We start from the raw sequence: 22,588 nt of genomic DNA, 5'->3' as shown, positions 1-22,588 counted from the left end.
CTTGGGAAACCGAGTGACGAGATAGTGGTTGTGCGACACAATTGAATACCGAATATATGTGGGTTGATCCAGGATCGACCTAGGCTTCTTCAAGTTTGTACCAGTTTATGTCTGGTGGCCATAGCGAGGTGGTCCCACGCCTTCCCATCCCGAACAGGACCGTGAAACGCCTTAGCGCCGATGATAGTGTGGCATTCGCCATGTGAAAGTAGGACACCGCCAGACGCCCCATTGCAAAGCCCAGCTCAAACGAGCTGGGCTTTATGCATTATGCTGTTGAACGGCGACACAGAAGCCTCCCCAAAGGGAGGCTTTGTTGCGTCCGCTGTCCGCTTACTTTTTGAGTTTGGCGGCTTTGCTCGCCGCCGGTTTGACTGCTGGGGCTTCCTGCGCTTTCGCCTGTCTGTCCGGTGCGATCTCGGTCAGCAACTGCTCCAGCAGCTTGCTGCGAGAGGCGATGTGATGGTCGAAGCGCCAATCTTTCAGCAGATCGATGGCGACGTCGAAGTAGCGCATGTCGATATCGTAGAGCAGGCTGAGGTCGAAAGAGCGGCCCATTTCCAGTGCGGTCGCCAGTTCCTTGAGCACTTGCATTTGTTGCGGGTCATGTCCTTCTTCGATGAAACGGCGAATCTTCTTGGCGGCATTCATGGGGGAGGCTCCCTTGTTGGCAATGCGCCTATCTTAGCCAATGTCGCCGGGGCTGTAACTTGCATTGGCGCAAAGCCGGACGGCTACGCCGCCTTCCCTCCCTTCTGCGGCGTCGCCGCTGTCCTGAATACCACCCAAAAGAACTATTTCGATTAGATCGTTTTTCCTCGGTCTTGCCCACGTCTGGCGAATGGGTTTCCCGGCGCGCGAGCAGTATGGTGTGAGTATGGAGTTGGACTGACCGGCCGCCAGGCCGCTGAGGGAGGAAAGATGACATCCGCGGCGTACAAGCAGTATTCAGTGCTGGCCGTCAGCACTTTTGCTTTCACCGTCTGTTTCATGGTGTGGATGATGATGGGCGTGGTGGGCATTCCGGTGAAGCAGCAACTGGGGCTGAACGAGACCGAGTTCGGCATTCTGGTGGCGATGCCGGTGTTGTCGGGTTCGCTGGTGCGGGTGCCCTTGGGGATCTGGACCGACCGCTATGGCGGCCGCATCGTTTTGTTTTGCCTGATGCTGAGCGCGGTGCTGCCGATTTATCTGATGGAGTTCGCCTCCCAGTATTGGCATTTCTTGCTGATTGGGCTGTTCATCGGCTTGGCGGGCGGCAGTTTTTCGGTGGGCACGCCCTATGTGGCGCGCTGGTTCGACGCGCGGCATCAGGGTATGGCGATGGGCGTGTTCGGCGCGGGCAATTCCGGCGCGGCGGTGAATAAATTCGTGGCGCCGGCCTTGATCGCGCTGGGCGGCTGGACGCTGGTGCCTCAGGTGTACGCCGGGGTGATGCTGGCTGCGGCGCTGTTGTTTTGGTTTTGCAGTTATCACAATCCGGCGCACTTGAGCGGAGGGAGCCAGCGTTTCGTCGATCAACTGCGGGTGATGCGCGATCCCCGGGTTTGGCGCTACTCGCAGTATTACTCGGTGGTGTTTGGCGGCTATGTGGGCTTGTCGCTGTGGCTGACCAAGTATTTTGTCGGCGAGTACGGTTTTGATATGAAAACCGCGGCTTTTCTCGCCGCCTGTTTTTCCTTGCCGGGCGGCGTACTGCGCGCGATTGGCGGCTGGATGTCGGATCGCTTCGGCGCGTACCGGACCACCTGGTGGGTGATGTGGGTGTTATGGGTGTGCTTCTTCGTCTTGTCCTATCCGCAGACCGAGATGGTGGTGGCCACCGTCAAGGGACCGTGGAGCCTGCATATCGGTTTGAACTCGGTGCTGTTCACTGCGGTGTTGTTCATCGCCGGCGTGGCGATGGCGGTGGGCAAGGCTTCGGTGTTCAAGTTCATCGCCAATGATTTTCCCGACAATATCGGCGCGGTGTCCGGCGTGGTGGGCCTGGCCGGCGGACTGGCCGGTTTCGTGTTGCCGATTTTGTTCGGCGCGCTGGTGGACCTCGCCGGGGTGCGTTCCAGCTGTTTCATGCTGCTGTACGGCACGGTCTGCGTCAGCCTGGTCTGGATGCATTACTCGTTCAAGCCGGTGGCCGCGGAGCGTTTGCGTCTGGCCACCGCCAGTCGTTGAGTTTGAGTTGCATGGCGGCGCCTTGACGCGCGCCGCCTTTAAAAGATTGTCAAATAGCGCTGGTCTGGCCATGACTCGGGCCGGCGGGGAGGGTTGAGTCATGTCTTATGTCATCAAACGGTGGGAGCCGGAAAGCGCCGAGTTCTGGCAACAAGAAGGCCAGAGCATTGCGCGGCGCAATTTGTGGATTTCGATTCCGTGTCTGACGCTGGCTTTCGTCATTTCGGTATTGTGGAGCGTGGTGACCTTGAACCTGCCGAACGCGGGTTTCAATTACACCAAGGATCAGCTGTTTTTGCTGACGGCGCTGCCGGCGCTGTCCGGCGCGACCTTGCGCATTTTTTATTCCTTCATGCCGTCCATTGTGGGCGGGCGCAAATGGACGACCTTGTCCACCGCCTCGCTGTTGATTCCGGCGATATGGCTGGGCTTTGCGGTGCAGGATCCCACGACGTCTTATCCGGTGATGCTGGCGATCGCCTTGCTGTGCGGGCTGGGCAGCGGCAATTTCGCCAGCTCCATGGCCAATATCGCTTACTTTTTCCCCAAGGCGCAGAAGGGCGCGGCCAACGGCTTGAACGCGGGTTTCGGCAACCTCGGCGTGTCCTTGGCCCAGTTCGTGATTCCGCTGGTGGTGACCGGCGGCATGTTCGGCGCCTTTGGTGGCGATGCGCAGCATTATGTCAAGGATGGGGTGGAAAAGAGCTTGTGGCTGCAGAACGCCGGCTTCGTCTGGGTGCCGTTCATTGTTTTGGCCACGGCGGCGGCCTGGTTCGGCATGAACGATCTGGCGGACGCCAAAGCCTCATTTACAGAGCAGGCGGTGATTTTCCGCCGCAAGCATAATTGGCTGATGTGCTGGCTGTACATCGGCACTTTCGGCAGCTTCATCGGTTTTGCCGGTGCTTTCGCCCTGTTGACCAAGACGCAGTTTCCGGAGGTGCCGGTGGCCAAGTTCGCCTTTATCGGCCCCTTGCTTGGCGCCCTGGTGCGCCCGATAGGCGGCGTGATCTCGGACAAGCTCGGCGGCGCGCGGGTGACCATGTGGGTGTTCGCGGTGATGGCCTTGGCGGTGGTGGGGGTGTTGCACTTCCTGCCGGCGCATGACGCGGCCGGGCAGTTGAGCGGCGGCAGCTTTGCCGGCTTCTTCGCCATGTTCCTCTTGCTGTTCACCATGGCCGGCGTGGGCAATGGTTCGACTTACCGAATGATTCCGACCATCTTCACCACCGGGCGGCTGCGCGCGGCGGCCGGTCGCGGCGAAGACGCGCGCAAGCAGGCTGAGGCGGACGGGGTCAAGGAGTCGGCCGCGGCTGGCGGCTTCATCAGCGCCATTGGCGCTTACGGCGGCTATTTCATTCCGCAGAGCTTTGGCGCGTCCATGAAGGCGACCGGCGGCGCGGAGCCGGCGCTGTTGTGCTTCATTGTTTTCTATATCAGCTGCATCGCCTTGTGCTGGTGGTTCTATGCGCGCAAGAACGCGGAAGTGAGTTGCTGACAGGCTAAACGGCCGATGGAAACGAAACCGGCGAGGCGTCAAGACGATGCCTCGCCGGTTTGTCTTTTATCGGGCTGAAGCCGTTTGGCTGGAGCGCGGCGCTCCTGCCTAGCCGGACAGACGCTTCAGGGCAGTTTGACGATGTAGTTGGGACCGCCTTCCCGCGCTTTTTGCAGCGCTTCGTTCAAGCGTTCCAGCATGGGTTTGGGCGTGTTTTCGCTGCCGCGCAGAGCGCTCAGCCCGACGCAGGCGGCCGCCTTGCGCTCTTCTCCCTGGTAGACGAAGCTGAGCTGGCGCAGCGATTTGATCAGCCTGCGCGCCAGTTCGTTGGCGCCGCTTACGCCGGTGTTGGGCAGCAGAATGATGAAGGCGTCGTCTTCGCGCTGGGCCACCAGATCGCTGTCGCGCGTGCTTTGCAGGCACAGGCTGCCGGCCAGGCGCAGCAAGTGGCGGTGCGCCGAGCCCTCGTCAAGCTCCGGCATCGGCTCGGGCACGTTCATCAGGCTGAGGATCAGGCCGGAGACGGCGCCGCCGTAGCGGCGCGCGCGGCCGGTTTCGGCATGGGCGGCGGAGAGCAGGCGGTGCATGCCGGCCACGCCGGTCAATTTGTCGTCGTCGGCTTGCTTGTCTTCCGCGCGCAGGCTTTTCATCAGGCTGATCGAGCGCTCCACCAGATTGCGCTCAAAATCCAGCAGCTGGCTCATGACCTTGGTTTCCGTCCGGTCGCTGAAGCTGTAGACCAGCATGAGCGCGCCTTCCAGCTCCACCTCGCGCAGCGACATCTGAACCTCGAAGCGGCGTCCGCCGCTGGCTTGCAAGGAGAGCGAGCGGTTGTAGATCATGCTGGTGCGGCGCAGTTCGCCGGCCAGCAGTTCGCTGTCCGCGGGGTCCGGCAGAAAGCGGGAGAAGGGCTGGCCAATCAGATCGCCGTGCGGAGTGGCCAGCAGGATGGCGGCCAACTGGTTGGCGCTGACGATCTGGCCGTCTGCGGGAAGCGCGATGATCAAGGCGCCCTGTACGGTGTCGATCAGCGATTGGAAGGCTTGCAGTATCGCCATAGGGGCTCTCCGTAAGTCGCGTGAGGCCGGCGAGTTCGCTCCTGGGGTGGCCAGGCGCGTAGCAGTGGGGCCGCTGGTCTTAAAGCGGCTGACAAACTCCAGGCGCCGCGTGGCATCGACTCGCCGTCTTGCTTGCGCTGTCCGGCCGGCGCGCCTTGCTTGCCGCGTGGAACTGTTTTTTGTCCGCCGCTCTAAGTGTATTCCCTGAGTACAGATATTTCATGCTCAACTTAATTGAGAGTGGATTGTCATGCCCATCTTTGCCGGGAAATGACCGTACTTGCGCTGGGAGTCGGAATTAATTGCCTGCGTACGCTGGAAATTGCCATCAATCATGGTAAATTCGTGTTTGTACGCAAAATACACTAGCGAGAACCGTAGCCCGTCGCCACCCCTGACGCGGCTTTCGGTCCGCCCACACGGCGGTTTTCTCTCCCTTGCCCGGCTTGCCGGGTCCCTTCCGTTCGCTCCCGGGCTTCATGATCTGGCCTGGCGCGAGCCGCGCCTTACCGGCGCAAAACAGCACCTTTGCCGCTGCGGCGATCGCGTTTGGGCGCGGGCGTCGATCTCGGCGATTCAAAAACAAATATTCGGACAAAGAAGCAGACTGCATCATGGCAAGATCACAATGGGGCTCGCGCCTCGGTTTCATCCTCGCTGCCGCCGGCTCGGCCATTGGGCTGGGGGCGATCTGGAAATTTCCCTATGTCGCCGCCACCAATGGCGGCGGCGCCTTCCTGTTTATTTACCTGGGCATTTGCCTGACGCTGGGCCTGGCCCTGATGCTGGCCGAGATGGCCTTGGGGCGCGCGTCCAAGGCCGGCGCCGTCGGCGCTTTCCGGCAGTTGGCCGGCGGCGGCTGGCCCGTCATTGGTTATATGAGCGTCTTGGTGTGTTTCCTGATCCTGTCCTTCTACAGCGTGGTGGGCGGCTGGACCATCGCCTACATCGTCAAGGCGCTGGGCGGCGGCATCATGACGTCGGACGCCAAGACTCTGGGCGCCATCTTCAGCGGCTTCATCAGCGATCCGCTGGAGCCCATCGCCTACCATGCCGGCTTCGCCTTGCTGACGGTGTGGGTGGTGGCCGGCGGCGTGCAGAAGGGCATTGAAAACCTGTCCAAGTTCCTGATGCCGGCCTTGTTCGTGCTGATGCTGGTGCTGATCGCACGCGGCCTGACGCTGCCGGGCGCCTGGGAAGGCGTGAAGTATTTCGTGGCGCCGGATTTCTCCAAGGTCAGCAGCGCCATGCTGGTGGACGCCTTGGGGCTGGCCTTCTTTTCGCTGTCGCTGGGCCTGGGCATCATGATCACCTACGGTTCTTACGTCAGCAAAGAGTCCAATCTGCTAGGCTCGGCCCTATGGGTGATCGCCTTGACGGTGGCCACTTGCTTCCTGGCCGGCCTGATGGTGCTGCCGGCGGTGTTCGCCTTCGGCTTCGACCCCTCGGCGGGTCCGGGCCTGACCTTCATCACTATGCCGGCGGTGTTCGCCCACCTGCCGCTGGGGCAGGTGTTCGCGGTGATGTTCTTCTGCCTGCTGCTGCTGGCGGCGCTGACGTCTTCGGTGTCCTTGCTGGAGGTGGTGACCAGTTTCGCGATGGACGAGTTCGGCCTCAAGCGCACGCAATCCGCCTGGGTGATGACGCTGGGCATTTTCCTGCTGGGCATTCCCGCTTCGCTGTCGCTGGGCGTGTGGAGCGATTACCTGCTGTTCGGCATGAGCTTTTTCGATTTTCTGGATTACCTCACTTCCAAGCTGCTGATGCCGGTGGGCGAGCTGTTGCTGGCCTTGTTCGTGGGCTGGAAGGCTTGGCCTGTGGTGCGCCGCGAGTTGAGCGGCGACGGCGCCGGCCGCGGCATGCGCCTGATGCGCGGCTTCTGCATGGCGATGGCGCCGGCCTTGATAGGCTGGATCATGATCGCCAGCCTGCGCGCGGCCTGATCGCCGCCGCCCTGCAACCCGCCGCTTTCGCGGCGGGTTTTTCTTTGCGCGTTCGCTCTGCCTGCGCGCGTCTCATGCCACTGTGTTTGCCTTGTCCAGCCATTGCCTATAGTTAGAGCGGTTGGCCGCTGCGTCAGGGTTGGGCTCCGGCGGTCCTTGGTCCATGGCTTGCGAACAGGATACCCGATGCACTTCCGTCTGAAGCTGGTGCACAAGCTGGCCTTGTTGATCGCTCCGCTGGTGCTGCTCTTGCTGTGCGGGGCCTTGTGGTTTGCCTTTACGCAGTGGCGGACGGTACAGGCTTTGCAGCGCGACCAGGCGCTGGTGGACGATGTGCAGCAAGTGGGGGCGCTGATTCACGCCTTGCAGATCGAGCGCGGCCTGAGCAACCGCTATCTGAACGAGCATAAGCCGATGCCGGCCGCCTTGCCGCGGCAAAAGGCGCAGGCCGACGCGCTGTTGACCCGCTTGCGCCAGCCGCCGGGCGACGAGTTGTCGCGCAAGGCCGGCCTGTTTCTTTCCCAGCAACTGCCGGCGGCGGAGCTGCTCTCGACCTTGCGCCGCGATGTGGCGCAGCGCCATATTTCGCCGCTGCCGGCGTTTGAACGCTACACCGAAATCATCGAGCGGCTCTCCAAGGTCATCACCCTGTTCTATTCGCAAAGCGAGGACGTGCGCGCCTTGGTGCAGCAATGGTCCGCCTTGCATTGCCAGACGGAGTACACCGGCCGCGCCCGCGGCTTGATCGGCGGAGTGCTGGCGGTGGGCAGTTTCAATATCAACGAGTTCCGCCTGGCCAGCGGCATGGTGTCGCAGGAGGCGCTGTGCCGCAGCCTGTACCGGCAGAACGACGGCGACGAACGTCTGCTGGCCCAGGCGATGGACGCGAGCGGGGCGTACGAGTCGCTGCGCGACGCGGTGCTGGCGCGCGGCCCGGGTGCGATGCAGAGCTTGTCCAGCGAAGAGTGGTTCGACGTGGCCAGCCGGCGCATCGACGCTTTGCTGGAGGTGCAGAACGCGGTGTTGATCCGGATTCGCGACGCGCTGGCGGCGCAGCAGTCCGCCGCGCGCTGGCAAAGCTGGCTGGCGTTGGCGGTGTTGGCCGGGGTGTTGCTGCCCATCGCCGCCGCGCTGCTGCTGGCGCGCAGCATCCTGCGGACCTTGGGCGCGGAGCCGGATGAGGTGGCGCAGGGCATGCGGGAGCTGGCCGGCGGTCAACTGGACTTCCGGCTGAGGCTGGCTTCGTCTGACGACAACAGCCTGGCCGCGCACATCCGCCAGATGGGGCGGAAGCTGAGCGGGGTGATTCTACAGGTGCAGCAGGACGCGGACGCGGTGGCCAACGCCTCGCTGCAATTGAACAGCGCATCGCAGGGCCTGTCCGACAGCGCCTGCCGCACTTCTTCCGACATCGAGCAAACCAGCCACGCGGTGGACGAGATCGCCGGGCAGATGTTCGCGATGGCTCGCGACGCCAGCCGCAGCGGCGATGTCGCCAGCGAAGCCGCGCGTCAGGCCGAGGAGGGCAGGCGGGTTGTCGGCGAAACCATAGAGGCGATGCATGTGATCGCCCAGCGTACCGACATCATCGACGACATCGCCTATCAGACCAATTTGCTGGCGCTCAACGCCGCCATTGAGGCGGCGCGCGCCGGCGAGCTGGGCCGCGGCTTCGCCGTGGTGGCGGACGAGGTGCGTAAGCTGGCGATGCGCAGCCAGACCGCGGCCAAGGAGATCGGCCAGGTGGCGGCCGGCAGCGTGAGGCTGGCGGAAGAGGCCGGCAAGAGCCTGAGCGCCATCGTCGAATCCAGCCAGCAAACCCGGCAGCTGGTGCGGGACATCTCCAAGGAGGCCGTGGCCCAGGCGCAGCACGTGGGCGGCATCAATCAGGTGATGCAGGGCCTGAGCCAGCTGTCCCAGGGCAACGCCGCCGCCAGCGAGCAATTGTCGGCGGCGGCGCAGGAAGTGTCGCAGCGGGCCGGCAGCCTGCGCCGGCAAATGGCCTATTTCCGGCGGCCGACCGACGTTTAGCGCACTTCGCGCATATCGTCGCGCTGGACGCGCAGCCGCGCCGGCGCGCCGTCGGCCAGCAAATCAGCCGGGTTGCGGTTCAGCCGGTCCACCTGCAGCAGCGCGCCGGCGCTTTCCACCTGATAACGGACGACATTGCCCAGCAACTGGCGCTGCTTCACCACCGCCGGCAGGCTGTCCGTTTCCGCGCTGTCGCCGGGCAGCAATTGAATGGACTCCGGGCGGATCGCCAGATGGCCCTGGATGTCCAGGCCGAACAGCGCCCGGCTGTCGCCGGCGGACAGCAGATTGTAATTGCCCATGAAGCGGGCGACGAACTCGGTGGCCGGCTGGGTGTAGATGGTTTCGGCGGCGCCCTCCTGCTCCACCTTGCCCTGATTCATCACGAAGATGCGGTCGGACAGGGTCAGCGCTTCTTCCTGGTCGTGGGTCACGAAAATAGTGGTCAGTCCCAGCCGGCGCTGAATGTCGCGGATCTGCTCGCGCAGATTCTTGCGGATGCGCGCGTCCAGCGCAGACAGCGGCTCGTCCAGCAGCAGAATGCGCGGCTCCACCACCAGCGCGCGCGCCAGCGCCACCCGCTGGCGTTGGCCGCCGGAGAGCTGATGCGGGTAGTGGCCCTCCTTGCCGGACAGCTCCACCAGGGCCAGCGCGTCCGCCACCTTGCGGCGGATATCGGCGGCCGGCCGCTTCTGCATCTTCAAGCCGAAGGCGATGTTTTCGCCGGCGTTCATATTGGGAAACAGCGCATAGCTCTGAAACACCATGCCGATGCCGCGTTTTTGCGGCGCGCAGGCGGTGATGTCCTCGCCCTGCAGGCGGATGGCGCCGCCGCTGGGGGTTTCGAAGCCGGCGATCATGCGCAGCACCGTGGTTTTGCCGCAGCCGGACGGGCCGAGGAAGGTGACGAACTCGCCGGCCTCCACCCGCATATTGAAGTCGTGCACCACCGTGTGCTGGCCGTAGCGCTTGTTGAGGTGCCGGATGTCCAGGTATGCCATATGGGGTCTCTCTTATTCTGTCGCCGTCGCCTCGCGCAGCGCGCGACGGTGACGGCCGGCCACCTGCAGCAGGCCCATGGCCGCCCAGGTGATCAAAAAGGCGATGATGGCCAGCGCCGCCGGCTCGTAGGCGCGGTTGGCGCCGATCAATTGCAGATAAGGGCCGAAGGCCGGCCGCGCCAGCAAGCTGGCCATGGTGAATTCGCCGATGACGATGGCGAAGGTCAGAAAAGCGCCGGACAGCAGCGCGGATTGGATATTGGGGAAGATCACCCGCAGCAGAATCACCCGCCAGCCGCCGCCCAGGCTTTGCGCCGCCTCGGCCAGCGAACGCACGTCGATGGCGGACAGGCCGGCGTCGATGGAACGGTATAGATAGGGCAGGGCCAGCGTCACATAGCTGCAGACCAGCAAGAGATCGGTGCCGCGCTCGCTGCCGGTCAGGGGCAGCCAGGCGTCGCTGCCGAACAGGCGCAGATAGCCGAACACGATGACGATGGCCGGAATCACCAGCGGCAGCAAGGTGATGAACTCCACCAGCGGACGCAGCCGCGGCAGGCGGAGCTGGATCCAGAACGCGGTGGGCGCCACCAGCAGGAGGCCGATGACGATGGTGAACACGGCCATCAGCGCGGAATAGGCGAAGCTTTGCTGAAAGCCGGGGTCTTGCAGCACCAGCTTGTAGGCTTCGAAGCTATAGCCTTCGCGCAGCATCTTCAGGCTGAACTCGAAGGTGGCCAACAACGGCAGCAAGAAGTACAGGCCGCCGGCGGCGACGGCGATCCAGGCGCCCAGCCGCGACGACGGTTTGTGGACAGGCTGGCGTTTCATGCCCGGCTCCTTTCCGCGCGGCCGCGCAGCCAGATGTAGGCGGCGTTGGACAGGCCGGTCACCACGATCATGCCCAAGGCCAGCGCGTAGCCCAGGTTCTGGTCGTGCAGCACATCGCCGCGGATTTGCGCGTACAGCAGGATGGTGACGATGTTGAGCGAGCTGCCGGTCAGCGCGTAGGCGGTGGCCACCGCGCCGAAGGCGTTGGCGAACAGCAGCAGCGCCGCGCCCAGGATGCTGGGCCATAGCACCGGCAGCGCGATGCGGCTCCAGTAGGCGAAGGCGGAACCGCCCAGGCTGTCGCAGGCCTCGCGCCATTCGGTTTTAAGGCCGTCTATGGCCGGGCTGACGATCAGCACCATCAGCGGAATCTGGAAATACAGATAGGTCAGCGTCAGGCCGCTGAAGCTGAGAATGCTGAAGCCGCCGGCGTAGAGATCGAAGTCCAGATAGCGGCGCAGCAACACCGTCACCAGGCCCATGCGGCCCAGCGTGGCCAGGAAGGCGAAGGCCAGCGGCACGCCGGCGAAGTTGGACGCCACGCCGGAAAAGGTGGCCAGCGTCGGGCGGATCCAGTCCGGCAGCCGGCCGCGGATCGCCGCCAGGGCCAGCAACAGACCGAAGGCCGCGCCCAAGAGCGCGGAGGCGGCGCTGATCTGCAAGCTGATCTTGTAGGCGTCGAGAATCGCCGGCTCGAACAGCCGGGCGATATTGTTCAGCGTGAAATGGCCGTCGGCGTCCTGGAAGGCGCCCAGCAGCAGTCGGGCGGTGGGCAGCAGCAGGAAGAGCAGCGCAAACAGGAAGAACGGCGCCACGCCCAGCCAGGACAGCGAGACGAAGCCGCCGCCGGCGCGGCGCGGCGACGCCGGGCCGGAACGGCCGGCGAGAGAGTCGGAAGATGCGGACATGAGGGCGTGTTTCCAAAGAGAGCCCGCGCGCGGCGACAGCGCCGCGCGCCAAGGGGATGAGGCCGGCTTACTTGACGTTGCTGCCCACCACGCCGTCCCACTGCTTGGTGATCACCGCCTTGTAAGCCTCTTGCTGTTCCAGCGTGGGGAACAGGGCCTTCTTATAGGCGGCGGCGTCCGGCATCCGGCTCAGCAAGTCCTGCGGGATTTTCTTGCGCGCGGCCAGATCGTTGAAGCGGGTGGGGTGGCAATAGCCCTTGAGCCAGGCCAGTTGGCCTTCGTCGGAGAACAGGTATTCCTGCCACAGCTTGGCGGCGTTGGGGTGCGGCGCGTAAGCGCTGATGCCCTGGGCGTAAACGCCGGCCACCACGCCGCTCTTGGGCACCACCACTTCCACCTTGGGGTTGCCCTTCAAGGTGTCGCGGTCGGCCAGCGCGTTGTAGTCCCAGCGGATCACGATGGGGGTGCTGCCCTGGGCCAGCGAAGCCGCCTTGCCGATCACCGGCACGAAATTGCCGCTCTTGTTTAACTGCGCGAAAAACTTGAGGCCGGCGTCGGCGGCCTTGGCCACATTGCCCTTGGACTGGGACAGGCCGGCGGCGAACACGCCCTGGATCGCCTGGTTGGCGGCGCGCGGGTCGCCGGCCAGCGCCACCGCGTTCTTGTACTCCGGCTTCAGCAGGTCGCTCCAGTCGGTCGGCGTCTTGGCGACCAGATCCTTGTTCACCTCGAAGGCCAGCACGCCGTAGTAATCGCCGTACCAATAGCCGTCCTTGTCCTTGACGCTGTCCGGAATGGTTTTCCAGTTGGAGACTTTGTACGGCTGCAACAGGCCGGCGGCCTTGGCTTGCGGGCCGAAGGACAGGCCCACGTCGATCACGTCCGGCGCCTGCGGGCCCTTATTGCTCTTGTTGGCCTTGATCGCCTCCAGTTCGTCGGCGGAGCCGGCGTCCGGATTGAGTTCGTTCACCTTGATGCCGTACTTGGCCTTGAAGCCGGCGATCACGCCGCCGTAGCCGCACCAGTCGTGGGGCAGGGCGATCACGTTCAGTTCGCCCTCTTTCTTGGCGGCCTGGATCAGCGCGCTCAGATTATCGGCGAAAGCGGTGTTGGCCAGCAGGGCCAGCGCGCCCAGAACGGCGCAGCGCAACGGTGTATTCATGGCATCCATCCCTTTGGACTAGGTCAAATAAAAGCGATGCTGATGGTATTCCGTGTAGATGACATTCCGGTTTAGCTCGCATGGCAGTTTGATTGCATGTCGGTGACAAATCGGCGCAAGGCCGGCCGGCGGCGCTGGCGGTCAGTCATTTCCTTGTCATTTTTTCTTGGTAAAAAGCCGGCGGAGACCTGATTGTTGGACTAGTCCTGATGCCTGAATCGAAACCGCTTTCCCAGGCCGCGCGCATCCGCGCCGCCTTATTGCAGCAAATCGACGGCGGCCTGCTGCGGCCGGGCGGCCGCCTGCCGTCGGAGCGCGCGCTGGCGGAGTTGTTCGCCACCACCCGCATCACCTTGAAGGAGGCCTTGGGCGTGCTGGAGGCCGAAGGGCGGGTCTACCGCGAAGAACGGCGCGGCTGGTTTCTCGCGTTTCCGCGGCTGGAATACGCGCCGCTTTACGGCAATCATTTCCAGCGCATGGCCGACGCCCAGCAGCGCGCGGCGGAAACCCGGCTCTTGAGCGTGGAAACCGTGCTGGCCTCGCCCGAGCTGTGCCGGGCGCTGGCCGTGCCGCCGCTCAGCTCCTTGTGGAAAATCTGCCGTCAACGCAGCCTGGACGGCCGGGTGGCGCTATACGTGGAGCACTTCCTGAGACCGGAGCGCTTCCCGGACATCCAGGAGCTGGATTTGAGTCAATCGCTGACCGGTTTGTACCGCCGCCATTACGGCATCGAATACGCGGCGGCGGCTTTCGACATCCTGCCGGCGGCGGCGCAAGGCCGCGTGGCGCAAGCGCTGATGCTGGCCGAGGGCAGCCCCGTTCTGCTGGTGCGCCGGGTCAATCGAGACGCCGCCGGCGAGACGCTGGACTGCGATTACGAGTACTGGCGGCACGACGCGGTGCGTCTGCGCGTGGACAGTCCTGCCGCGGTCGCGGCGAATTGAGCTACCATCGCGGCATTGGACACTGTTTGCAGGAGATCGCATGAGCCGCGTTTTAGTGTTGTACACCGGTGGCACCATAGGCATGACCGAAACCCCGGACGGCCTGGCGCCGTCTCCAGGCCTGTTGCCCGGCCTGCTGGAGCGTTTCCGCCGGCCCGGCCTGGATTTCGACGTGGTCGAGTTCGACGAGTTGATCGACTCCTCCGCCATCGAGCCGCGCCACTGGAACCGCATCATCGCCGCGTTGGCCGAGCGTTACGGCGACTACGACGGCTTCGTCGTCATCCACGGCACCGACACCATGGCCTATACCGCCGGCGTGCTGGCCTTCGCTCTGCGCGGGCTGGGCAAGCCGGTGGTGCTGACCGGCGCGCAGCTGCCGCTGCTGCACCCGCGCTCCGACGGCTGGAACAATGTCGCCGACGCGCTGGAGGCTGCCTGCCAGCCTGAGCTGCGCGAAGTCGTCATCGCCTTCGACCGCCTGCTGCTGCGCGGCAGCCGCGCCCGCAAGCTGGATGTGGAGCATTTCGCCGGCTTCGGCTCGCCCAACGCCGAACCGCTGGCCCGCTTCGCCATCCATCCGCACTGGAACAAGGCCGCCTGGTTGCCGGGGCAGGGCGAATTCCAGCCCAAGGCGCTGCGCGAAGACCTGAGCATCGCCTGCCTGTTCCTGAGCCCGGGGCAGGGCGCGGCGCTGGCCGGCCGCCTGATGGCGGACCCGATGTTGGACGCGGCGGTGCTGATGAGCTACGGCAGCGGCAACGCGCCGGCCGATCCGGCGCTGCTGGACGGGGTGAAGGCCCTGACCGCGCGCGGCGGCGCCGTGCTCAACATCACCCAGGCGCCGCGCGGCGCGGTGGAGGTGGGCGCTTACGCCGCCAGCCAGCCGCTGGCGCGCGCCGGCGCGGTGGCCGGGGCGGACCTCACGCCGGAAGCGGCGCTGGCCAAGCTGCACGTGCTGCTGTCCGCCGGTCTCAGCGGACAGCAACTGGCGGCGCAATTGGCTAAGCCCTTGCGCGGCGAGATGAGCGCGCATTAAGACGCCGTGCGCGACCCGGGCTGCTCATTTTTTGAGCGGCCTTTTTTTGTGCCGGTTTTTCAGGGCTTTGCCGCGCTTGTCCACAACTCGCCCACACGGCTTTGCACCTTGGGTGTGGGCAAACGGGAAAATGGGCGCGACGGGGCCGGGCCGGCGATGGAAGGCGTGCGGCGCATGCCGCCGTCTTGAGTTTGCGCTGATTTTTGCTTAAAAAATAAGCAAAAGAAAATGCGCTTGGCGGAACAAGGACTTGGCGGCTTTATCCACAATTGTCCCACATGGCTTTTCACGCTGGATGTGGGTAATCCATCGGTCTGCCTATTTTTTGATCTTCACGGTCAAATCCATTTTGCGGCAAGGGCTTAGCTTCCTTGTCCACAGCTGGCGCACAGGGCTGTCCCCTTTGCTTGTTGAGAACAGCGGCCCGGCTGTTGATAGCGCGGCAAGCGGCGTATAATTGACCGCTTTTCCGTATTTTGAGAGCAGCCGGATGTCAGAAGGCGCGGCGCGGCCGTTGAAGATCGCCATCGTGGGGCCGGAGTCCTGCGGCAAGACCACGCTGGCGCGCGCGCTGGCGGCGGCGCTGAACGAGGCGGGCATCGCCGCCGCCTGGGTGCCGGAATACGCGCGCGATTATTTCGCCGCGCGGCCGTACCGCTCCACGCCGGAAATCATAGAGGAAGTGGCGCGTGGACAGTTGGCGGCGGAACAGTCCTTGGCCGGCGGCGTCCAAGTTTTGTTGTGCGACACCACCGCCTTGAATTGCAAGATCTGGAGCGAAGTGGCGCACGGGCATTGCAGCCCCGGCTTGCTCGCGCTGTGTCGGCCCGGCGATTACGCCTTGACCCTGCTGGCCGAGCCGGACATCCCCTGGGAGCCGGACCCGCTGCGCAGCCACCCGACCCAGCGCGATTGGCTGTTCGGCCTCTACCGGCAGGCGCTGCAAGACGCGGGCGTTGACGCGACGCGGGTGAGCGGCGCGCATGAAAGGCGCATGGCCCAGGCGCGGGCGGCGTTGGCCGCCCTCTGGCCGGGCGAGTTGCCTAAATTTTGAGCGCAAAGAATAAAGCGCTGGAAATTCAGCAAATTGCCGCAATTATCCACAACAGGCCCACAAGCTTGTCCTGCCATGGCGTGGATAGTTGTCGGCGATAGATTAAAAAATAAGCGACAGTAAAAAGGCGTGAAAAATGAAGGCGCTGCGGTTCTTGTCCACAGCCCGCTCACAGCCCTGTCCCAATCGAGTGTGCAAAAATGAACGAAACCTTTGAATTGAGCGGCGAATACATCGCCTTGTGCGACCTGCTGAAAATCTGCAATGTCTGCGATTCCGGCGGCGCCGCCAAACATTTCATCGCCGAAGGCAATGTGCGAGTGGACGGCCAGGAGGAACTGCGCAAGACCTGCAAGATCCGCGCCGGCCAGCAGGTCAGCGGCGAAGGCTTTTCCATCCGCGTCGTGGCGGCATGAACGACGACGACTTCGACCCGCCGCCGGACGCGCCCGAGCCCCCGCCGGACGACGCTTGCTGCGGCAGCGGCTGCGACCCGTGCATCTGGGACAGCTATAACGCCTTGATGACGGAATACCGCGCCAAACTGGCCGCCTGGGAGTTGCGCGAAGCCGCGCGCCAGGCCGCCGCCAACGGACAATAAGCATGGCCAGCATCGATCTGCATTTCCACTCCCACGCCTCCGACGGCGCTTTGCCGCCGGAGCAGGTGATCGCGCGCGCCGCCGAGCGCGAAGCCACCCTGGTGGCGCTGACCGACCACGACTGCACCCACGGCCTGGCCGCGGCGCGGGCCGAGGCGGCGCGCCAGGGCCTGGCCTTCCTCAACGGCGTCGAAGTCTCGGTCACCTGGGGCAAGCACACCGTGCACATCGTCGGCCTGGGCATAGACCCGGACCAGCCGACCTTGGCCGCCGGCCTGCAATCCATCCGCGACGGGCGCGTCAACCGCGCGCGGCAGATGTCGGACGAACTGGTCAAGGTGGGCATTCAGGGCGCGTTCGACGGAGCGATGGCCTTGTGCGACAACCCGGAAATGATAGGCCGCACCCACTTCGCCCGCTTCCTGGTCAATAGCGGCCAGGTCAAGGACGTGCGCACCGTGTTCCGCAAATTCCTGACGCCGGGCAAGCCCGGCTACGTGGCGCACGAATGGGCCGGCCTGGAAGACGCGGTGGGCTGGATTCTGGCCGGCGGCGGCGAGGCGGTGATCGCCCATCCCGGCCGCTACGATATGGGCCGCACCCTGATCGAGCGGCTGATCAACGATTTCAAGCAGGCCGGCGGCCGCGGCATCGAAGTGGCCAGCGGCAGCCACAGCCTGGACGATATGCACAAGTTCGCCTTGCTGGCGGACCGCCACGAACTGTACTCCAGCGCCGGCAGCGATTTTCACGCCCCAGGCGAGGGCGGCCGCGACGTCGGCCGCACCGACGACCTGCCGCCGATCTGCAAACCCATCTGGGACGCGCTGGCCGTGCGCATCATCCGGCCGGCGGACCCGGCACAAGGCTGACCCACATGGCACAGTTTTTCATGATCCATCCGGACAATCCGCAAGCGCGGCTGGTGCGCGAAGCGGTGAAAATCCTGCGCGAGGGCGGGGTGGTGGTCTATCCCACCGACTCCTGTTACGCCTTGGGCTGCATGCTGGGCGACAAGCCGGCGATGGAGCGCATCCTGGAGATCCGCCAGCTGGACCTGCGTCACCACCTGACCCTGGTCTGCCACAATCTGTCGGAGCTGGCCAATTACGCCAAGGTGGACAACAGCCAGTTCCGCATGTTGAAGGCCGCCACCCCCGGCAGCTACACCTTCATCCTGCAAGCCACCCGCGAAGTGCCGCGCCGCACCCTGCACCCCAAGCGCTCCACCATCGGGCTGCGGGTGCCGGACCACAAGGTGGCGCTGGCCCTGCTGGAAGAGCTGGGCGAACCCATTCTGTCCTGTACCCTGATGCTGCCCGGCGACGAGGAACCGCTGACCGACCCGTATGAAATCCGCGAGCGGCTGGAGCACGCGGTGGACGCGGTGATAGACGGCGGCTGGTGCGGCACCGAGCCCACCACCGTGATCGACATGACCGAGGGCGTGGAGCTGCTGCGTCGCGGCAAGGGCGACCCGTCGCCGTTTGGTCTATAAACTCCGCTTTTGCCTCCCGACACCGTTTTCAACCCACAAGAGACATCATGGGCGACATTAACCTGATCCAGAAAATCACCATTTACGCGCTGCCGGTGCTGTTCGCCATCACCCTGCACGAGGCCGCCCACGCTTACGCCGCGCGCCGTTTCGGCGACAGCACCGCCTATATGATGGGGCGGATGACGCTGAACCCGCTCAAGCACATCGACCCGATCGGCACCGTGCTGCTGCCCTTGCTGTCGGTGACGCTGGGCGGCTTCATCTTTGGCTGGGCCAAGCCAGTACCGGTCAACTTCGGCGCGCTGCGCAAGCCGCGCGAGCACGGCCGCCTGGTGGCCGCCGCCGGGCCCGCCTCCAATCTGCTGATGATGCTGATGTGGGTGCTGCTGTTCAAACTGGCCATCGGCATGGATACCAGCTACAGCGAGCCGCTGGCGCTGATGAGCCAGGCCGGCATCGGCATCAATATCTCGCTGATGCTGCTCAATCTGCTGCCCATCCTGCCGCTGGACGGCGGCCGCATCGTGGAGAGCTTTCTGCCGCCCGGCATGGCCTGGAAGTACGCCAAGCTGGAGCCTTACGGCATGTGGGTGCTGCTGGCCTTGATCTTCACCGGCCTGCTGACCACCATTTTGCGGCCGTTCTACGGCCTGATGTACGGCCTGGTGCGCGCCCTGATTTAAGAGTGTGTTTACGATCTTGCGAGCTAGAGCGAGACAAGGCGTACTCCCCGTGTAACGCTCCACGACGCGCAGCAGATCGTAAACCGACTCTCAAGCGCCCGGCTCACCCCAATCCTGACGCGCCGGACTTCGTTTCCGGCGCGGTCGCGCTTATTTTCTGAAACGGAATTCAAACATGTTCGCCAACCGCATTCTCTCCGGCATGCGCCCCACCGGCAGCCTGCACCTTGGCCACTACCACGGCGTGATCAAGAACTGGGTGCAGCTGCAAAGCACTCACGACTGCTACTTCATGGTGGCGGACTGGCATGCGCTGACCACCAATTACGACGACGTCTCCATCATCGGCAAGAGCGTGTGGGACATGGTGATAGACTGGCTGGCCGCCGGCGTGGACCCGGAACAGGCCACCGTCTTCATCCAGTCCAAAGTGCCGCAGCACGCGGAACTGCACCTGGCGCTGTCCATGGTGACCCCGCTGTCCTGGCTGGAGCGCGTGCCCACCTACAAGGACCAGATCGAAAAACTGTCCACCAAGGACCTGGGCACTTACGGCTTCCTCGGCTACCCGCTGCTGCAGGCCGCCGACATCCTGATCTACAAGGCCGGCCTGGTGCCGGTGGGCGAAGACCAGGTGCCGCACATCGAACTGACCCGCGAAGTGGCGCGCCGCTTCAACAACCTGTTTGGCCGCGAACCCAACTTCGAAGAACTGGCCCGCGCCGCGGTGAAGAAGATAGGCAAGGCCGGCAAGGAGTTCGACCGCCTGCGCACCGCCTATCTGCAAGACGGCAACGCCGAAGCCTTGGCCGGCGCGCGCGAAATCCTGGCCGCCAGCCAGAATCTGGGCGCGGCGGACCGCGAGCGGCTGTTTGGCTGGCTGGAGAACAAGGGCAAGAGCATTCTGGCCGAATGCGAGGCGATGCTGACCGAGGCGTCCAAGATGCCGGGCCTGGACGGTCAGAAGATGTCCAAGTCCTACGGCAACACCATCACCATGCGCGAAGACCCGGCCACCGTCACCAAAAAAGTGCGGGCGATGCCGACCGATCCGGCCCGCGTGCGCCGCACCGATCCGGGCAGCCCGGACAAATGCCCGGTATGGCAGCTGCACCAGGTGTACAGCGACGCCGATACCCGCGAATGGGTGAAGCAGGGCTGTACCAGCGCCGGCATCGGTTGCCTGGACTGCAAGCAACCGGTGATAGACGGCGTACTCCGCGAACAGCAGCCGATGTTTGAACGCGCCGAGCAGTATCTGAGCAATCCCAACTTGGTCAAGGAAGTGGTGGCCGCCGGCAACGCCAAGGCCGAGCAAGTGGCGCGCGCCACCATGCAGGACGTCAAGGAAGCGATGGGGTTGGGCTACTGAGCGCCTTTGTCTGGATGGATGTGAAACGCCCGGCTTGCCGGGCGTTTTTACGACCCGCTCTGAGCCTATCAAGCGTTGAGACCTGGCGGTTTTGATAACGCACCAGCTCCCACTCCACCTCGGTGGGCCGGTAGACCTTCCATTCCTTGCTCAGCCATTGCTGCCACCATGGCAGCGGGAAGGCGACGTCGAGCAAGGGCAGCGGCTGGCCGGCGGTGCAGTAGCGGGTTGGATGGGGGCTGCCCCAGGGCACGCAGCCCTTGGGCGGCCGAGGCCGCCAGTGGGCGTCGACATTGGGCACGTCGCCGCTGCGGCGCAGCGCGCCGATGGGCAGCGCGCCGGCGAAGGGCGGGGTCAGCTCGGCCCGTTTGCGGGCGGCTTTGGCCTCGGCTTCGGCGGCGGCCTTGCGCTTGGGGTCGAACAGGCCGGTGGCGGGGTCGAGCTGCTTGGCTTCGGCCAGTTGCTGGATCAGTTCTTCGCTGGGCTGAGCCGGCCCCGGCCCGCGCCAGGCTTTCAGCCAGCGGAAGCCGCCGTCCCAGGGCGGCAAGGGGGCCGGAGGCAGCGGCACGATCTGGTCGACTTCTTCTACTGTGGGTTGCAGGTAAGAGTAGTCGTAGAGGAATTTGCCGATTTGCTGGTAGCGGCGTTTACGTTCAGGGTCTTTAGCGAGTCCCAAGTAATTTAATCTGCTATTGGGAAGAGGGTCATTGAAGCCTTCTTTTAAAAAGCTGGCTGAGAGGTAGCTGCCTGCTTTGACGCCGAGTTGGAATGCTTCAACGGCCTCAGCGTAGCGCTTATTCATGGCCAGATCATTGCCCAGCCCGCTTGCCGCTTTGCCATGACCCTGTTCTGCCGCACAGCGATACATCTGCCGTGAAATCTCGGGGGCCTTGTCATAGGGGTTCAGCAACTCGGCGACATAGAACTGCGCCTCGGGATTACCCAGATCGGCGGCCTTGCGGAAATAGCGCAGCGCCAGCTCGCGGTCGCGCTTGATATTGCCGTAGCCGCGGCTGGTGTAGTAGCCGAGCTTGTAATAGCCGGGGGCGAGGTCGCGGTCGAGCAATTGCTGGTTCAGGTCCAGCACTTCGCGGAAGCCGCCGGCGAAGTCGCCGTCGGTCAGGCCATTCTGCAAATTGATATTGGCTTTGACATGGCCATGGGCGGCGGCGATGCGGTAGAGCCGCTGCACTTGCCGCGTGATGTCGGGCTGGCGCTTGAGCAGATTGTGCTTTTGCAGATGGCGGGCGTAGAGGAAGAGCTGATCCGCTTCCGGCGTCGGCGCCGGCAATTGCTGGTGGACGCAGCGGAAGGCCAGCGTCTCCTGTTGCTTGAGGCTGAGGGTGCTCATGCGGGGCTCCTGGGCCAGGGCCGGGGCGGTGATGCACACGGCTAAAGCCGTCAGCCACAAGGTCACGGCCGCCTGCTGGATCAGCGGGCGGTTTGCCGGGTTCTGGCGCGTGCTGGCGTGGCTGAACATCGGGGGCTCCTTTCAAGCCTCGGGCGGCAGTTGATAGCGCACCAGCTCCCATTCCACCTCGGTGGCGCGGTAGACCTTCCATTCCTTGCTCAGCCATTGCTGCCACCACGGCAGCGGGAAGGCGACATCGAGTAAGGGCAGCGGCTGGCCGGCGGTGCAGTAGCGGGTGGGATGGGTGCTGCCCCAGGGCACGCAGCCCTTGGGCGGCCGCGGCCGCCAGTGGGCGTTGACATTGGGCACGTCGCCGCTGCGGCGCAGCGCGCCGATGGGCAGCGCGCCGGCGAAGGGCGGGGTCAGCTCGGCCCGTTCGCGGGCGGCTTTGGCCTCGGCTTCGGCGGCGGCCTTGCGCTTGGGATCGAACAGGCCGGTGGCGGGGTCGAGCTGCTTGGCTTCGGCCAGCTGCTGGATCAGCTCTTCGCTGGGCTGAGCCGGCCCCGGCCCGCGCCAGGCTTTCAACCATTGGAAGCCGCCATCCCAGGGCGGCAAGGGGGCTGGCGGCAGCGGTACGATCTGGTCGACTTCTTCTACGGTGGGTCGCAGGTAGGAGTGTGAGGACAGGAATTGCCGGATTTGCTGGTAACGGCGACTGCGCTCGGGGTCTAGTTTCAGCGCCATGTAATACATGCCGTCGTCGGGAGGCGGGGTTTTGAAGCCATTTTCTAAAAAGCTGGCGGAAGAAGAGTCCCCTCCTTTTACTCCAAGTTGAAATGCTTCTACGGCTCCGGTGTAAAGTTTCTCGACTGCCAGATCGTTTCCTAATTCATTTGCTGCTTTGCCATGTCCTTGTTCTGCAGCGCAACGATACATCTGCCTCGCAATCCCAGGCGCTTTGCTACGCGGCGCTAGCTGCTCCGCCACATAGTATTGCGCCTCTGGGTTGCCCAGATCGGCGGCCTTGCGGAAATAGCGCAGCGCCAGCTCGCGGTCGCGCTTGATATTGCCGTAGCCACGGCTGGTGTAATAGGCGAGGTTGTAATAGCCGGGGGCGGGGCTCAAGTCCATCAGCTTGTCATTCAGCGCCAGCACTTCGCGGAAGCCGCCGGCGAAGTCGCCGTCGGTCAGGCCATTCTGCAAATTGATATTGGCCTTGACGTGGCCATGGGCGGCGGCGATGCGGTAGAGCCGCTGCACTTGCCGCGTGACGTCGGGCTGGCGCCGCAACAGATTGTTCTTTTGCAGATGGCGGGCGTAGAGGAAGAGCTGATCCGCGTCCGGCGTCGGCGCCGGCAATTGCTGGTGGACGCAGCGGAAGGCCAAGGCCTCTTGCTGTTTGGGGCTGAGGGTGCTCATGCGGGGCTCCTGGGCGGCGG

22 protein-coding genes and 1 rRNA gene are annotated in these 22,588 nt (G+C 64.2%); 14 read left to right on the top strand and 9 right to left on the bottom strand.

Annotated elements, in window-relative coordinates; genetic code table 11:
* The first annotated feature begins 110 nt into the window (after positions 1–110).
* A 5S ribosomal RNA gene (rrf, locus tag HQN78_RS12065) occupies positions 111–225 on the top strand.
* A gap of 108 nt (positions 226–333) precedes the next feature.
* On the opposite strand, the gene HQN78_RS12060 is transcribed toward rrf, so the two are convergent.
* Positions 334–651: a hypothetical protein gene (locus tag HQN78_RS12060; protein ID WP_227107267.1), complete on the bottom strand. Its 318-nt coding sequence runs from the start codon at positions 649–651 to the stop codon at positions 334–336.
* A gap of 270 nt (positions 652–921) precedes the next feature.
* Between HQN78_RS12060 and HQN78_RS12055 the strand changes: the two genes are divergently transcribed.
* Together HQN78_RS12055 and HQN78_RS12050 are read left to right on the top strand one after the other, a co-directional pair.
* Positions 922–2,172 carry a nitrate/nitrite transporter gene (locus HQN78_RS12055; protein WP_107799993.1) on the top strand — a complete coding sequence of 417 codons (1,251 nt, stop codon included), beginning with the start codon at positions 922–924 and terminating at the stop codon, positions 2,170–2,172.
* Positions 2,173–2,272: 100 nt separating this feature from the next.
* Entirely contained in the window at positions 2,273–3,670 is a 1,398-nt protein-coding gene (locus HQN78_RS12050; protein ID WP_107799992.1) for a NarK family nitrate/nitrite MFS transporter, read from the top strand.
* 125 nt (positions 3,671–3,795) lie between these two features.
* On the opposite strand, the gene HQN78_RS12045 is transcribed toward HQN78_RS12050, so the two are convergent.
* Positions 3,796–4,728 (bottom strand): PAS domain-containing protein, encoded by a 933-nt coding sequence (locus tag HQN78_RS12045; protein ID WP_107799991.1) that lies wholly within the window; start codon positions 4,726–4,728, stop codon positions 3,796–3,798.
* 614 nt (positions 4,729–5,342) lie between these two features.
* On the opposite strand from HQN78_RS12045, the gene HQN78_RS12040 reads away from it, so the two are divergent.
* A complete protein-coding gene (locus HQN78_RS12040) occupies positions 5,343–6,671 on the top strand; it encodes a sodium-dependent transporter (RefSeq protein WP_235089667.1) in 1,329 nt (442 codons plus the stop codon).
* Between the two features lie 186 nt (positions 6,672–6,857).
* Positions 6,858–8,702, top strand: a complete 1,845-nt coding sequence (locus tag HQN78_RS12035; RefSeq protein ID WP_227107270.1) for a methyl-accepting chemotaxis protein — start codon at positions 6,858–6,860, stop codon at positions 8,700–8,702.
* Here the strand turns inward: HQN78_RS12035 and HQN78_RS12030 are convergent.
* From HQN78_RS12030 to HQN78_RS12015, 4 genes are all read right to left on the bottom strand, one after another.
* On the bottom strand, positions 8,699–9,703 hold the full coding sequence (locus tag HQN78_RS12030; RefSeq protein WP_235089665.1) for an ABC transporter ATP-binding protein: 1,005 nt from the start codon (positions 9,701–9,703) through the stop codon (positions 8,699–8,701). The genes HQN78_RS12035 and HQN78_RS12030 overlap by 4 nt on opposite strands.
* 12 nt (positions 9,704–9,715) lie before the next feature.
* A complete protein-coding gene (locus HQN78_RS12025) occupies positions 9,716–10,534 on the bottom strand; it encodes an ABC transporter permease (protein ID WP_235089664.1) in 819 nt (272 codons plus the stop codon).
* Positions 10,531–11,442 (bottom strand): ABC transporter permease subunit, encoded by a 912-nt coding sequence (locus tag HQN78_RS12020; protein ID WP_107799987.1) that lies wholly within the window; start codon positions 11,440–11,442, stop codon positions 10,531–10,533. Before HQN78_RS12020 ends, HQN78_RS12025 begins: the two co-directional genes overlap by 4 nt.
* A gap of 67 nt (positions 11,443–11,509) precedes the next feature.
* Complete coding sequence (locus HQN78_RS12015) at positions 11,510–12,604, bottom strand: ABC transporter substrate-binding protein (RefSeq protein ID WP_235089663.1); 1,095 nt, start codon at positions 12,602–12,604, stop codon at positions 11,510–11,512.
* A gap of 209 nt (positions 12,605–12,813) precedes the next feature.
* Here HQN78_RS12015 and HQN78_RS12010 point away from each other — a divergent pair, with 209 nt between their 5' ends.
* Together HQN78_RS12010 and HQN78_RS12005 are read left to right on the top strand one after the other, a co-directional pair.
* On the top strand, positions 12,814–13,548 hold the full coding sequence (locus HQN78_RS12010) for a UTRA domain-containing protein (RefSeq protein WP_235089662.1): 735 nt from the start codon (positions 12,814–12,816) through the stop codon (positions 13,546–13,548).
* 40 nt (positions 13,549–13,588) lie between these two features.
* Positions 13,589–14,587: an asparaginase gene (locus tag HQN78_RS12005; protein ID WP_227107273.1), complete on the top strand. Its 999-nt coding sequence runs from the start codon at positions 13,589–13,591 to the stop codon at positions 14,585–14,587.
* Between the two features lie 318 nt (positions 14,588–14,905).
* Here HQN78_RS12005 and HQN78_RS12000 read toward each other — a convergent pair whose 3' ends face one another.
* On the bottom strand, positions 14,906–15,115 hold the full coding sequence (locus HQN78_RS12000) for a hypothetical protein (RefSeq protein WP_227107275.1): 210 nt from the start codon (positions 15,113–15,115) through the stop codon (positions 14,906–14,908).
* Here HQN78_RS12000 and HQN78_RS11995 point away from each other — a divergent pair.
* The 7 genes from HQN78_RS11995 (at position 15,102) to HQN78_RS11965 (ending at position 19,798) form a co-directional block, all read left to right on the top strand.
* Positions 15,102–15,641, top strand: a complete 540-nt coding sequence (locus HQN78_RS11995) for an AAA family ATPase (protein WP_235089661.1) — start codon at positions 15,102–15,104, stop codon at positions 15,639–15,641. The genes HQN78_RS12000 and HQN78_RS11995 overlap by 14 nt on opposite strands.
* A gap of 200 nt (positions 15,642–15,841) precedes the next feature.
* Entirely contained in the window at positions 15,842–16,057 is a 216-nt protein-coding gene (locus tag HQN78_RS11990) for an RNA-binding S4 domain-containing protein (protein WP_107799982.1), read from the top strand.
* Entirely contained in the window at positions 16,054–16,242 is a 189-nt protein-coding gene (locus tag HQN78_RS11985; RefSeq protein WP_227107279.1) for an oxidoreductase-like domain-containing protein, read from the top strand. The genes HQN78_RS11990 and HQN78_RS11985 overlap by 4 nt, the downstream gene beginning before the upstream one ends.
* Positions 16,243–16,244: 2 nt before the next feature.
* Positions 16,245–17,114, top strand: a complete 870-nt coding sequence (locus HQN78_RS11980) for a 3',5'-nucleoside bisphosphate phosphatase (RefSeq protein ID WP_107799981.1) — start codon at positions 16,245–16,247, stop codon at positions 17,112–17,114.
* A gap of 5 nt (positions 17,115–17,119) precedes the next feature.
* Positions 17,120–17,740 (top strand): L-threonylcarbamoyladenylate synthase, encoded by a 621-nt coding sequence (locus tag HQN78_RS11975; protein WP_107799980.1) that lies wholly within the window; start codon positions 17,120–17,122, stop codon positions 17,738–17,740.
* 47 nt (positions 17,741–17,787) lie between these two features.
* Entirely contained in the window at positions 17,788–18,426 is a 639-nt protein-coding gene (locus HQN78_RS11970) for a site-2 protease family protein (protein ID WP_107799979.1), read from the top strand.
* A gap of 175 nt (positions 18,427–18,601) precedes the next feature.
* Complete coding sequence (locus tag HQN78_RS11965) at positions 18,602–19,798, top strand: tryptophan--tRNA ligase (RefSeq protein WP_043641077.1); 1,197 nt, start codon at positions 18,602–18,604, stop codon at positions 19,796–19,798.
* Here the strand turns inward: HQN78_RS11965 and HQN78_RS11960 are convergent.
* Positions 19,770–21,278 carry a DUF6396 domain-containing protein gene (locus tag HQN78_RS11960; RefSeq protein ID WP_235089660.1) on the bottom strand — a complete coding sequence of 503 codons (1,509 nt, stop codon included), beginning with the start codon at positions 21,276–21,278 and terminating at the stop codon, positions 19,770–19,772. The genes HQN78_RS11965 and HQN78_RS11960 overlap by 29 nt on opposite strands.
* A 12-nt stretch (positions 21,279–21,290) precedes the next feature.
* The gene (locus HQN78_RS11955; RefSeq protein WP_235089658.1) at positions 21,291–22,568 is read right to left on the bottom strand and encodes a DUF6396 domain-containing protein; all 1,278 of its coding nucleotides are present in this window, start codon (positions 22,566–22,568) and stop codon (positions 21,291–21,293) included.
* Between the last annotated feature and the right edge of the window lie 20 nt (positions 22,569–22,588).

This window comes from Chromobacterium sp. Beijing, from assembly GCF_021496765.1.
Classification (GTDB): domain Bacteria; phylum Pseudomonadota; class Gammaproteobacteria; order Burkholderiales; family Chromobacteriaceae; genus Chromobacterium.
The sequence above is the reverse complement of the archived record's forward strand: the minus strand, read 5'-3'. Positions and strand labels throughout refer to the sequence as shown.